9 protein-coding genes are annotated in these 12,860 nt (G+C 44.1%); 6 read left to right on the top strand and 3 right to left on the bottom strand.

Going from position 1 to position 12,860, the window contains the following annotated elements:
• The first annotated feature begins 148 nt into the window (after nucleotides 1-148).
• The 6 genes from tig (at nucleotide 149) to ACOJRU_RS11950 (ending at nucleotide 8,854) form a co-directional block, all read left to right on the top strand.
• Nucleotides 149-1,453: a trigger factor gene (gene tig, locus ACOJRU_RS11975; protein WP_421131976.1), complete on the top strand. Its 1,305-nt coding sequence runs from the start codon at nucleotides 149-151 to the stop codon at nucleotides 1,451-1,453.
• A 98-nt stretch (nucleotides 1,454-1,551) separates the two neighbouring features.
• Nucleotides 1,552-2,181, top strand: coding sequence for an ATP-dependent Clp endopeptidase proteolytic subunit ClpP (gene clpP / locus ACOJRU_RS11970; protein ID WP_421131975.1), 630 nt, complete (start codon nucleotides 1,552-1,554; stop codon nucleotides 2,179-2,181).
• 74 nt (nucleotides 2,182-2,255) lie between these two features.
• A complete protein-coding gene (gene clpX / locus ACOJRU_RS11965) occupies nucleotides 2,256-3,530 on the top strand; it encodes an ATP-dependent protease ATP-binding subunit ClpX (RefSeq protein ID WP_421131974.1) in 1,275 nt (424 codons plus the stop codon).
• Nucleotides 3,531-3,773: 243 nt separating this feature from the next.
• On the top strand, nucleotides 3,774-6,128 hold the full coding sequence (lon, locus tag ACOJRU_RS11960) for an endopeptidase La (protein WP_421131973.1): 2,355 nt from the start codon (nucleotides 3,774-3,776) through the stop codon (nucleotides 6,126-6,128).
• Nucleotides 6,129-6,430: 302 nt separating this feature from the next.
• The gene (gene hupB / locus ACOJRU_RS11955) at nucleotides 6,431-6,703 is read left to right on the top strand and encodes a nucleoid-associated protein HU-beta (RefSeq protein WP_012518978.1); all 273 of its coding nucleotides are present in this window, start codon (nucleotides 6,431-6,433) and stop codon (nucleotides 6,701-6,703) included.
• Between the two features lie 267 nt (nucleotides 6,704-6,970).
• On the top strand, nucleotides 6,971-8,854 hold the full coding sequence (locus tag ACOJRU_RS11950; protein ID WP_421131972.1) for a SurA N-terminal domain-containing protein: 1,884 nt from the start codon (nucleotides 6,971-6,973) through the stop codon (nucleotides 8,852-8,854).
• Between the two features lie 393 nt (nucleotides 8,855-9,247).
• Here ACOJRU_RS11950 and ACOJRU_RS11945 read toward each other — a convergent pair whose 3' ends face one another.
• The 3 genes from ACOJRU_RS11945 to ACOJRU_RS11935 all read right to left on the bottom strand — a co-directional run bounded on the left by ACOJRU_RS11945 (nucleotide 9,248) and on the right by ACOJRU_RS11935 (nucleotide 12,825).
• The gene (locus tag ACOJRU_RS11945) at nucleotides 9,248-10,966 is read right to left on the bottom strand and encodes a GNAT family N-acyltransferase (protein ID WP_421131971.1); all 1,719 of its coding nucleotides are present in this window, start codon (nucleotides 10,964-10,966) and stop codon (nucleotides 9,248-9,250) included.
• A 68-nt stretch (nucleotides 10,967-11,034) separates the two neighbouring features.
• On the bottom strand, nucleotides 11,035-11,832 hold the full coding sequence (locus ACOJRU_RS11940; protein WP_421131970.1) for a UDP-2,3-diacylglucosamine diphosphatase: 798 nt from the start codon (nucleotides 11,830-11,832) through the stop codon (nucleotides 11,035-11,037).
• A 99-nt stretch (nucleotides 11,833-11,931) separates the two neighbouring features.
• Nucleotides 11,932-12,825: a LysR family transcriptional regulator gene (locus tag ACOJRU_RS11935; protein ID WP_421131969.1), complete on the bottom strand. Its 894-nt coding sequence runs from the start codon at nucleotides 12,823-12,825 to the stop codon at nucleotides 11,932-11,934.
• Between the last annotated feature and the right edge of the window lie 35 nt (nucleotides 12,826-12,860).

The following is a 12,860-nucleotide window of genomic DNA, read 5'->3' as shown; positions in this document are numbered from 1 at the left end:
AATTTACGGCATGTTTTATTCGGTCGTGGCTTGGAAGTGCAAACGTCGGAAACGACCTCTAACCCGGTATGATTTGCCTTTAATTGGCTCGGCGGGTGAGGGGATTGTGAACAAAGCGCCTAAAGAGGCGTACAGTTGAGGTAACATAATGCAAGTTTCAGTCGAGACGACCCAGGGTTTAGAACGCCGTCTTACTATCACCGTTCCATCTGATACGGTTGATTCAGCAGTTAAATCACGCCTACAACAATTGGCGAAAACGCAGCGTATTAATGGCTTCCGTCCTGGTAAAGTACCAGTAAGCGTAATCAAAAAGCGCTTTGGCCAAGCAGTTCGTCAAGAAGTTGCTGGCGACGTTATGCAGCAAAACTTCTACCAAGCGGTTATTCAAGAAAAAATCCAGCCTGCTGGCATGCCTCAGTTTGAACTTACGAAAGACGAAGACGGACAAGATCTTGAATTCGTTGCTTCTTTTGAAGTTTATCCAGAAGTTGAAGTGAAAGGCATCAATGACCTTGAGATCGAAAAGCCAACAGTAGAAATTACTGACGCCGATCTTGACACAATGATGGAAACCCTTCAAAAGCAGCACGCTACGTGGAAAGAAGTTAAGCGTAAAGCGAAGAAAGACGATAAAGTAATTATCGACTTCGTTGGCTCGGTTGACGGCGAAGAGTTTGAAGGCGGTAAAGCAGAAGACTTTTCATTAGAGCTAGGTCAAAACCGTATGATCCCTGGTTTCGAAAAACCACTTGTTGGTGCGAAAGCGGGTGAGGAAGTTACTATTGAAGTAACGTTCCCAGAAGATTACCATGCAGAAAACCTTAAAGGTAAAGACGCAGTATTCCAAGCGACAGTGAAGAAAGTTGAAGGCCAAGCACTTCCTAAAGTAGACGACGAGTTTGCTACACTATTCGGTGTTGAAGAAGGTGGTGTTGACGCGCTTAAAGCTGAAGTTCGCAAGAACATGCAGCGTGAGCTAGACCAAACGCTTAAAGCACAGCTTAAAGAAGACGTTATTTCTAAGCTTGTAGAAGCCAATGAAGTTGATATTCCAAAAGCATTGCTTGACCAAGAAGTGAATGCGCTTCGTGAACAAGCTAAACAGCGTTTCAGCCAACAAGGTGGAGGTCAAAACCTTCCAGAGCTTCCTGCTGATTTGTTTACTGACAACGCTAAGCGTCGTGTTGCAATCGGTCTATTACTTGGCGAAGTCATTAAGCAGAACGAGCTAAAAGCTGACGATGCTAAAGTGAACGAGATGATCGAAACGGCGGCTTCTGCGTACGAAGATCCAAAAGAAGTAGTAGAATACTACAACAACAACCAAGAGCTTATGCAGCAAATGCAAAACGTTGCGCTTGAAGAACAAGCTATCGAGTGGGTTCTTGAGCAGGCTAAAGTTACCGAAGTAACTAAAGCTTTTGACGAGGTTATGAACAAACAGGCGTAATTTTTTATTGTCTGATTGACTTAACACGTCAGCAACTGCTTAAATGCTCGGAGCCTTCCGAGCATTTTTGTTTTTAACGCTAGATAATCAAGGTAGCTATGACTAATTCTCCGTTTGACCCTATGAATGCCCTCGTCCCTATGGTAGTGGAACAAACTTCCAAAGGTGAACGTTCTTACGACATCTATTCACGCCTATTAAAAGAAAATGTAATTTTCTTAGTTGGTCAAGTTGAAGACCATATGGCTAATCTCATTGTTGCCCAAATGCTGTTTTTAGAAGCAGAAAACCCAGAGAAAGACATTTTCTTATACATTAATTCGCCAGGCGGCTCTGTAACCGCGGGTATGGCAATATACGACACAATGAATTTCATTAAACCTGACGTAAGCACTGTGTGCATGGGTCAAGCAGCGAGCATGGGCGCATTCTTATTGTCTGCTGGTGCGAAAGGTAAGCGTTACTGCTTGCCTAACTCACGTGTGATGATTCACCAGCCGCTAGGCGGCTTCCAAGGTCAAGCATCAGACTTTGAAATTCATGCTAAAGAAATCCTGTCTATTAAAGAGAAGTTGAATCGTTTAATGGCAGACCATACTGGGCAAGACTATGAAAAGGTTGCGCGTGACACAGATCGTGATAACTTCTTAAGTGCATCGGAAGCAAAAGACTATGGTTTAGTCGATCAGGTTTTGACAAGTCGATCTGACGTAGCCGGAACTAAGTAGTATAGTTATAGTAGACCTGAACATGTGCCAAGAACGATGTTGTTCTTGGTTCAGGCAAGGCAGAGGCAAGAGTAATGAGTGATAAGCAAAGTGGTGATGGTGACAACAAGTTGCTGTACTGCTCGTTTTGCGGCAAAAGCCAGCATGAAGTAAGAAAGTTAATCGCAGGCCCGTCTGTATTTATTTGCGACGAGTGTGTTGAGCTATGTAACGATATCATTCGCGAAGAAATTAAGGAAATAGCGCCAAAGCAAAAGCAGGATGCGTTACCTAAACCCGCGGAAATTCATGAGCATCTCAATGATTATGTCATTGGCCAAGAACATGCGAAAAAAGTATTGTCGGTGGCGGTCTATAACCACTACAAACGACTTCGTAATGGCGATGTGAAAGATGGTGTCGAGTTAGGCAAAAGTAATATTTTGCTAATAGGCCCTACAGGAAGCGGTAAAACGTTGCTCGCTGAGACGCTAGCAAGGCTACTTGACGTTCCGTTTACGATGGCTGATGCCACTACGCTTACTGAAGCCGGTTATGTCGGTGAAGACGTAGAAAACATCATTCAAAAGCTTCTTCAAAAATGTGACTACGATGTTGAGAAAGCGCAACGTGGTATTGTTTACATTGATGAAATAGATAAAATTTCACGTAAGTCAGATAACCCATCGATTACGCGAGACGTATCGGGTGAGGGTGTACAACAAGCGTTATTGAAGCTTATCGAAGGTACGGTTGCTTCAGTGCCACCACAAGGTGGACGTAAGCATCCTCAGCAGGAATTCTTGCAAGTTGATACCTCAAAGATTCTGTTTATTTGTGGCGGTGCGTTCGCAGGGCTTGATAAAGTCATTGAACAGCGTGCTCATAAAGACACTGGAATAGGCTTTGGTGCAACGGTTAAGTCAAAAGATAATTCTGCGGCTGTCAGTGAATTGTTCAAGCAAGTTGAACCAGAAGACTTAGTAAAATACGGTCTTATTCCTGAATTCATCGGTCGTCTTCCTGTCGTTACAAGTTTGGAAGAACTTAACGAAGACGCATTGATCCAAATCTTACGAGAGCCGAAAAACGCGATTACTAAACAGTATGGTGCGTTGTTCTCAATGGAAGATGTAGAGCTTGAGTTCCGTGACGACGCATTAAATGCGATTGCTAAAAAAGCAATGCAGCGTAAAACAGGGGCACGGGGTTTACGTTCAATCGTTGAAGCCGTATTGCTTGATACGATGTACGACCTACCGTCTGCCGAGAACGTGAGTAAGGTTGTTATTGATGAGACGGTCATTCGTGGCGAGTCAAAGCCAATACTTATTTACGACAGTAACGAAAAGAAAGCGGTCTCTGAGTAAGAGATTGTGATTTGAGAAAAAGGCCCATTAGGGCCTTTTTTGCGTTTTATTTAGCCAATATGGCGAAGAATACTATCCTTTGACACTGATTTAGCAACTAAGTATTGCCATTAAAGTGAAAATCGATAATGGTATTGGTGAGCAGGGCATTGCAATGAATTAATGCACTTTTATAAGTTTTGATTGAACTTTGCTCTCGCATCCCCATATAAATCGACAATGCAAACTAATTTGAGAACAAGTATGACAGTTGAGCGTGAAAATCGCATTGAAATTCCTGTGCTTGCCTTGCGCGACGTAGTCGTCTACCCGCATATGGTCATACCCCTTTTTGTAGGGCGTGAGAAATCTATCCGTTGCCTTGAAGCCGCAATGGAAAATGACAAACAAATATTTCTTGTAGCACAAAAAGACGCAAGCGTTGATGAGCCTGAATCGGACGATATCTACACGGTAGGTACTATCGCGACTATTCTTCAATTACTTAAACTACCCGATGGCACAGTTAAAGTGTTAGTAGAGGGGAGTGTAAGAGGCGAAATAGAAGGCTACGAACAGTCTGAGCCTTATTTCGTGGCTACTATCAATAAGCTTGAAGATGAAGGCATTGATGAAAGTGAGCAAGAAGTACTCATTCGCTCAGCAGTGTCTCAGTTTGAAGGCTATGTGAAGCTTAACAAAAAAATTCCCCCCGAGGTTCTGACTTCGCTTAACGGTATTGAAGACGCCGCACGTCTTGCCGATACGATGGCAGCGCATATGCCGCTTAAACTGCCAGAAAAGCAAAAAGTGCTAGAGATGAAAGGCGTGAATGAACGTCTTGAGTATCTGATGGCGCTGATGGAAGGCGAGATCGATCTGCTTCAAGTTGAGAAAAAAATTCGTACTCGCGTTAAAAAGCAGATGGAAAAAAGCCAGCGCGAATACTATTTGAATGAGCAGATGAAAGCGATTCAAAAAGAACTGGGTGAATTAGATGATGCACCTGATGAGTTTGAAGCGCTTTCTAAAAAAATCGCTGACGCAAAAATGCCGAAAGAGGCAGAAGACAAAGCGAAAGGCGAACTTCAAAAACTTAAAATGATGTCACCGATGTCGGCAGAAGCGACGGTATTACGCAGCTACATTGAATGGCTTACTAATGTACCGTGGAATAAACGTTCGCCCGTTAAGAAAGACTTATCAAGAGCTGAAATAGTGCTTAATGAAGACCACTACGGTCTTGAGAAAGTTAAAGAGCGCATTTTAGAGTATCTCGCGGTTCAACAACGCGTGAAAAAACTCAAGGGCCCAATACTGTGTTTGGTAGGTCCTCCAGGAGTAGGAAAAACCTCTTTAGGCCAATCGGTTGCTAAAGCAACAGGGCGTAAATACGTTCGCATGGCATTGGGCGGCGTTCGTGATGAAGCTGAAATTCGAGGGCATCGCAGAACATATATCGGGTCGCTACCGGGTAAGTTAGTGCAAAAGATGGCGAAGGTGGGCGTAAAGAACCCCCTCTTTTTGCTTGATGAAATAGATAAGATGTCTTCTGATATGCGCGGCGACCCAGCCTCGGCATTGTTGGAAGTGTTAGATCCAGAGCAAAACAACAGTTTCAGTGATCATTACCTTGAGGTTGATTACGACTTATCTGATGTTATGTTCGTGGCAACGTCTAACAGTATGAATATACCTGGGCCATTGTTAGACAGAATGGAAGTGATTCGTTTGTCTGGCTATACCGAAGACGAAAAACTTAATATCGCCAAGAATCACCTTATTGGTAAGCAAATGGAGCGTAATGGTCTAAAAGCGAAAGAGCTTGAGATTACCGACTCTGCAGTGATTGGTATGATTCGCTACTACAGCCGAGAAGCCGGCGTTCGAAGCTTAGAGCGTGAAGTATCAAAAGTATGCCGTAAAGCGGTTAAAGATATTCTCTTGAACAAGAGCAAAGAAAAAGTGGTGGTAACACAAGATAACTTAAAAGATTATCTTGGTGTTCAGCGTTTCGACTACGGCAAAGCCGATAAAGACAATCAAATCGGTCAAGTCACTGGGTTAGCGTGGACGCAAGTAGGCGGTGACCTGCTGACTATCGAAACCACTTCTGTGCCCGGTAAAGGCAAAATGACGTCAACCGGCTCGCTGGGTGATGTCATGCAAGAGAGTATCAAGGCCGCTATGACGGTCGTTCGCAGCCGCGCTGAAAAACTTCGTATTAATGGCGATTTCTACGAAAAGCGTGACATCCATGTTCACGTGCCGGAAGGTGCGACACCAAAAGATGGCCCTAGCGCAGGTATTGCCATGTGCACGGCGCTTGTGTCGTCGTTAACCGGTAACCCTGTGAAGTGTGATGTCGCTATGACGGGCGAAATAACATTGCGCGGTGAAGTGCTGGCTATTGGTGGACTTAAAGAGAAGTTACTTGCAGCTCACAGAGGCGGTATCAAAACGGTCGTTATTCCAAAAGATAACGAACGAGATTTGGAAGAGATTCCGGATAATGTGAAAAAAGATTTGTCTATTCACCCAGTAAAATGGATAGATGACGTTTTAGATATTGCATTACAGGAACCTGTTGAATCATTTTCCGTCGAAAATGCAAAATAATGATTAGTGTTGCCCCCTTAATTTTAAAGGGGTGCAGCATCTTTTTTGTCTTTTTTGTATAAAAAATGCGCATACCTGGGCTGTTTCGCCGTTTTTTTTCAAAATAGGGCTTTAAAGTCGCAAAAGTTGTGTTACCTTTAGGTGGTATTCGCTAAAAGCCTTGCCACAAAAGGGATAGCAGCGATATAACAAAAGTTAATTAATTGTGACATAAGCTTGAAGTTAACAATCAAGCTTGTTATAACGTTCAAACAAATTGTTTTGGACAAACAGTATAATAACAATCGAAGGGGATCATAATAGTGAACAAGTCTCAACTTATCGACCAAATCGCTGCTGGTGCAGACATTTCTAAAGCAGCAGCTGGCCGCGCGCTTGACGCATTCACTGACTCAGTAACTGCGGCGCTTAAAGACGGCGACCAAGTTGCACTAGTAGGTTTCGGTACTTTCTCAGTACGTGAGCGCTCAGCTCGCAGTGGTCGTAACCCACAAACGGGTGAGACAATTCAGATTTCAGCAGCGAAAGTTCCATCTTTCAAAGCTGGTAAAGCTCTGAAAGACGCTTGCAACTAAGCAAATCTTAATAAATAAAAAGGCGATGGCTAGTCCATCGCCTTTTTTATTTCAGCAATTTAAAAGCACTAATAGCATTGCAGTAGCGCCTTCCTCATCCCGTTTATTTATTAATTGCGTCAACATGGTTAATTTAAGCGGTTTTGTTCAGCACAGAGCGTTTATATTCGCGGCTATTAGGTTATAATCAGCGCTTATTTTGTTATCGCTTTCCCATAGGTTGAAAGTTGAGGCAAGTGTAGTAAGCAACGGAGTTGAAGAATAATCATGCTAGAAAGAATCAGAGAAGGTTCTCAAGGCCCATGGGCAATGGCGGTTATCGCGTTAATCGTACTAAGTTTTGTTTTTGCTGGCGTTGGTAGCTACCTGACATCTTCAGGTTCTGCAGCGGTAGCGACAGTTAATGGCGAAGAGATTTCTGCGCAAGAATTAGAGCGTGCCTACCAAAATCAGCGGGCACAAATGGAATCACAGTTTGGCGAGAGCATTGCGCAACTGTTTTCGAGCGAGCAGTATTTAAGTGATTTTCGCAGCAATGTGTTAGAAAGATTGATTGCCGAAAAGCTTATACAGCAGCAAGCCGTTGAAATGGGGCTCCGTGTAAGTGATGCGCAAATTCGTGAAGCCATTGTTCAAATGCCAGAGTTTCAATTTGGCGGTCAATTTGACAATGATCGTTTCCAAGCTATTTTGCGCCAAAATGGTTTTCAGGTAGCTGGCTTTCGTGATTACCTTCGCGTTCAAATGACCCAAAACCAACTTGCAGCGGCACTAACAAACTCGTCGTTCACATTAGACGGTGAGGCAGCGCGCGCGAATGCATTACAACGTCAAACCCGTGACGCGAAATTTGTGACAGTAAGCGCCGCGTCTTTTGCCGACAGTGTAGAGGTTACCGACGAAGATGTTGAAAACTACTACAACGCGAATATCGAGTCATTTGATACTGAAGAGCAAGTAAAGCTTGCCTACGTTACGTTGAACGTTGAAGACTTAAAAGCGCGAGTATCGGTAGATGATGCAGATGTACGTACCTACTACGAAAACAACATAGATGGTTACGGTACCCAGGAAACGCGCCGAGTGTCGCATATCCTGATTGAGTCTGGTGAGGGTGCGCAAGAAAAAGCACAAGCGCTAAAGGCTGAACTGGATAACGGTGCAGACTTTGCAACGTTGGCAGAGCAAAATTCTGATGACGTATTCTCTGCTGAAAATGGCGGTGATTTAGACTTTATTACACCAGAAATGATGGACCCATCGTTTGATGACGCGGCGTTTAATTTAGCCAGTGTGGGTGATATTTCTGATGTGGTTGAGACCGAGTTTGGTTTTCACATCATTAAATTGACCGATATTAAAGAAGCGCAAACGACGGCTTTTGAAGACGTTGAAGCAGAGATTCGTGACACCTTGTTGTACGACAAGGCGATGGAAAAGTATTTTGAGTTGCAAAATACCCTTGCTGAAATTGCGTTTGAAGTGCCTGATACACTTGAAGATGCTGCAAACGCTGTTGACGCACAAATTCAAGAGTCTGTGCTGTTTAGCCGTGCAACAGCGCCTGCAGAGTTAAGCTACCCAGCGGTGCTTGATGTGGCGTTTTCACCAGAGCTAATCGAAGAGGGGTTGAACAGTGACATTATTGAAGTAGATGATGAAACTGCTGTTGTTGTGCGCATTGCAGAACACTTACCTCAACGTACTCAGACTTTAGAAGAAGTGCGCGATGAGATTGTATCAACGGTGCAAGTTCAAAAGTCTCAAGATGCAGCGAAGGGTTGGGCGAACGATTTGTTAGCTAAAGTGCGTGCTGGCGAAAGCATTGATGCAGCGTTGGCTGAAAAGTCAGTGGCGTGGGAATCGACCGACGCTCTCGCTAGAAATGCAAGCACAGTGAGTCGAGCTGTTGTTGATACTTTGTTTAAATTGGCGCCAGAAGGTGACAATAACGTGGATGTTGCATCTTCAGTAAATGGAGACGTATCATTGGTACAGTTAATTGCGGTTAATGCTGCGCCTGAACTTGAAGAAGATCTTGCAGGCGGTCTTAAGCAGCAGCTGGCTTCAATGTACGGTCAACGTTTGTATCAACAGTATATCGACGCACTCCGTGCTAACGCTGATGTGACGGTAACGTCACAACAGTAGCGCATAGTCTGCGGTGTATGGTAAAGCCAGTGCTCGTCGCTGGCTTTTTTGTTTTATGCGAAAGGGATTGTTTTCAGGCTAATGTGTGAGAAAGAGCATTAGCGTATAGAAAGCCGCAATGACACCTGAAAGAACAAATATATACAAAAAACCCTGCTTACCTTGGGCAATAGTGAATTTGTTGGCCTGCAAATAGCCAAACCAAAGGAGTGATAAAAAAAGTGGGATAAGGACTATTATCTTTAGCACGTACGTTCCTTTCAACGTTATCAATGATACCGCCTATTATTACGCTAAATAGTCCAATTATGTTTACCTTTTTTCACTTTCACACATAAACAGATCATTACCTTCGAAACGTAACAACAGTTATGTTGTATAATCGGGTAATCATTATGCTGTTTTTTTGCAAACGTCAGTGCGTAAGTAGCGTTGTTGTTTTTTGTTCTTAAGTTGGGTGACATCAACAACGATAAGCCCGTCTATGCAATCAGCAAAATCTGGGTCGACGTTGAAATCTAAAAATGCGAGGCCGCCGTCTTTGGCTAACTCACCGTATTGCTTGTAGAGCGTCGGTACGTTCACGCCCATATTTGCCAATAAATGCTTTAACTCAGTAAACTCTTTTTTGTAATTATCACCGGTGAAGGTGTGCAGCGTATTCTCAGAACCGTCGTAGGGGCGCTTCGCCGAGGCCTCGCCAAATTTAGGTGGGAAGTAAACAGAATAGAATTGCACTATTAACGCTTTAGCAGTGTCTGGATAGCTATTGCTTAACGACACGGCGCCAAAAAGATAACGGTAGTTAGGGTATCGAGCTAAAAAAGCGCCGATACCAAACCATAGGTAATCTAAGCTGCGCTTTCCCCAATATTGTGGCTGCACAAAGCTTCTACCTAGCTCTAACCCCTCTTGAAACAGCGCGTTGTTACCTTGTGAGTAATCAAACAAACTTGCTGAGTACAGCCCTGTTGGGTGATTGTTTTGGGTTAGTAAGGCGGCATCACCAAAGCGGTAGGCGCCAACGATTTCTAAACTATTGTCGTCCCACAAAATGAGGTGGTAATAATGGGAGTCATAACGGTCGATATCTCGTCGTCTGCTAGTGCCTTCACCCACCGCACGAAAAGCAATTTCTCTAAGTCTGCCGATTTCTCGCATAATTGGCGAGCAGTGCTTATGCAAGTATAAATAGATAGTCTTTCCGTCTGCGGTTGCGCCCAGTTGTTCACATTTTTTAATGGCGTTGGCGAGTTCTTTTCTATTTTCTGGCGGAGCAACAGGAGCCTGGGTAGCAAGTATGCCTTTCTTACCGCTTCCAATGCGATACAAATGGCGTTTGAATAGGTTTACATGCTCTTGCAGTCCGACCTTGGTGTGAGTGTAAGTATCAACGGGTATGATCTCGCCTATACGAATGGGCAAATGTTTGCGACGTTGTTTGAACATTTCTTGAACGAGTAATGCTGTGGCGAGCGGTTTGTATATCATTGAGATGCCATAAAATAGCGGGCTATTTTTAGCATCAATGAAAATTGGGAGAATAGGCGCTTTTACTTTTTTTGCAATACGCAGAAAGCCTGACTGCCAATGGGTATCCCGAACGCCCTGCGGCCTAAGTCGTGAAACCTCGCCGGCAGGAAAGATAAGTACCGCGCCATTGTTTTTTAAGTGGGAATGAATGGCTTGAAGGTGCTGCTTGGGCGTACCACCTTGCATATTGTTAACGGGTAAGAGCATGTTGTGCAAGGGTTCGATAGCCATCAGCATCTCATTAGCAACCACCTTTAAATCATGCCGCACTTCACTTATTAATTTGATGAGCGCAAGCGCATCCAGTGATCCTATCGGGTGATTAGCAATAATAACCACACGTCCGTCGGCCGGGATGCGCTCTTTTTCAATGTCACGCGTTGAATAGCTAACTTTAAAATACTCCAGCACCTGTTCAACAAAATCAATATCATTGTAATGTGGATAGGTTTCACTAAATTCACTAATCTCTTGTTCATGGAGCAAGTGCCTAAGAAGCGACGAGACGGGCTTGAATAAGAATGGGTTGCTTGCCACGCGTGGGTAGTGTGTTTGTAGTACGTCGTTAACTGTGAACATAATTAACCTCAATTTACCTGCGTTGCGCTTATAAGGACATAATCTCAAGCGCACGTATAAGCTAATGCCTATGCCGCTTTCGACGCAGCAGTATTTGTTTTTATCGGCGAAATATTGGTGTTGTTGTGCATCGCGAGGTAATAAACCAAGGTTAAATTCCCGTCCATATCTTCAGTAAGTGCACTACAGTTTTCGACCCAGTCGCCATCGTTAACATAGTGAATGCCGTTTTCTACTTTGCTTTGTGGATGGTGTATGTGGCCACAAATAACGCCGTCTAATTCCAAACGCTTAGCGTATAAACAGCAGGCTGTGCGGTACCGTGAAATGGCGAGGTTGGCTCCTTTGATATGTTTTTTGATATAGCCTGCCAGCGACCAATATTCTCGTTTTCGCCAACGGCCAAAGCGGTTGTACCAGCGATTTAGAAACAGAAGTAGGTCATACCCTTTATCGCCTACCCATGCATGAAATTTCCCCATGGTGACGTCGCCATCAAACTGATCGCCATGCAATACCAAATAGCGCTTCCCTTGCAGCGTGGTATGTACGCATTGGCGTACGATTTCAATGTGTCCAAAAGTCATGCCGGAATATGACTGAAGTGGGGCATCATGGTTGCCGGGTAAGTAAATAACCCGTGTGCCGTTTTCGCTCATTTGCATGAGTTTGTGCAGAACTTGGTTATGCGCTTCAGGCCATCTAAATTGCTTCGACATTTGCCACATATCGACAATGTCGCCTACCAAGTAGAGGGTATCGACGGTAATGCTATTTAAAAAGTTAAGTAAATACTCTGCTTTACAGTCTTTGTTCCCTAAATGGATGTCAGAGAGCCAAAGGGTATGGTGGTGCGTGGTCTGCATCGTGTTCCCAAAGCGTTTTGCCTTGGTTCATCACAATAAGTTGAATAATTGACAGTTAAGTGACGGTAGTCTTACTGTTTCGTTACATTGCCGTTGGTGCTAAATAAGCGCATGAAGTTTTTTTCTCATCCACTGATTAACTAAATCTTCCTCTTGGTCTTCGTGCCAATACATATGAATGTCTAACTGAGGAACCGTGAAGGGTAGGGGCAGCACCTTTACATCAAACCGTGTTTCTATTTGTTTGGCATATCGGCTTGGTATGGTTAGAAGTAAATCTGAGCGACTCACAGCACTTGCTGCCGCAAAGTAATGCTCACACTGCATAACAACGTTTCTTGAGGCGTGGTAGCGCGCAAGGGCGATGTCCACTGTGTCTACTTTAGAGTTTTTAAGGGTAACGAGTGCATGCGCAGCGCGGGTAAATTGTTCAAGCGTAGTATGGCTGACAATGGGGTGATGTGGCGCGCATATCAGCACAAAGTGCTCATGGCATAAGAACTCAGAGTGAATGTGTTTCGAAGTGGGCGTAAGCACATCTATCGCGATATCAACATGCTGGCGGGTAAGCGAAGACTCGAGCGCTAGTGTACTTATCTGCGTGCTGTTAATGGTAATGCCTGGGGTATGTTTAAGTAAGTCTGGAATAAGCGAAGGCAGAAGCACGAACTCTAATATATCACGTAGCCCAAGATTGACTTGCTTTGTCACCGTGTTGATATCGAACGTGTGGTGCTCTGTAGCCGTCGCCTCGAGGGTATCTATCGCCGTGAGTACCTTGGTGATAATAGTTTGACAAAACGGCGTGGGCACCATCTTTCGGCCATTTCGTGTAAACAATGCATCATCAAGGTTTTTTCTGAGTCTAGCAAGCGCATGGCTTACCGCTGGCTGAGTCAAGTGGAGCCTATTTGCCGCCGCGGTAATTGAGCCTTCTTGGTATATGGCTCGCAATACGATATACAAATTTAGGTCTACTTTACTATGCATCATATTTATGTCTCTCTATAAAAATGCATCATTTAAAT

The organism is Alteromonas algae, assembly GCF_049117195.1.
Lineage (GTDB): Bacteria > Pseudomonadota > Gammaproteobacteria > Enterobacterales > Alteromonadaceae > Alteromonas.
Note: the sequence above shows the minus strand (reverse complement) of the source record. Positions and strands in the feature narration are given on the sequence as shown.

Excerpts from the sequence above, each read along its gene's own strand:
- clpX (WP_421131974.1), top strand. The coding sequence starts at position 2,256 with ATGAGTGATAAGCAAAGTGGTGATGGTGACAACAAGTTGCTGTACTGC.
- lon (WP_421131973.1), top strand. The coding sequence starts at position 3,774 with ATGACAGTTGAGCGTGAAAATCGCATTGAAATTCCTGTGCTTGCCTTG.
- ACOJRU_RS11940 (WP_421131970.1), bottom strand. The coding sequence starts at position 11,832 with ATGCAGACCACGCACCACCATACCCTTTGGCTCTCTGACATCCATTTA.
- clpP (WP_421131975.1), top strand. The coding sequence starts at position 1,552 with ATGACTAATTCTCCGTTTGACCCTATGAATGCCCTCGTCCCTATGGTA.
- ACOJRU_RS11945 (WP_421131971.1), bottom strand. The coding sequence starts at position 10,966 with ATGTTCACAGTTAACGACGTACTACAAACACACTACCCACGCGTGGCA.
- ACOJRU_RS11935 (WP_421131969.1), bottom strand. The coding sequence starts at position 12,825 with ATGATGCATAGTAAAGTAGACCTAAATTTGTATATCGTATTGCGAGCC.
- tig (WP_421131976.1), top strand. The coding sequence starts at position 149 with ATGCAAGTTTCAGTCGAGACGACCCAGGGTTTAGAACGCCGTCTTACT.
- ACOJRU_RS11950 (WP_421131972.1), top strand. The coding sequence starts at position 6,971 with ATGCTAGAAAGAATCAGAGAAGGTTCTCAAGGCCCATGGGCAATGGCG.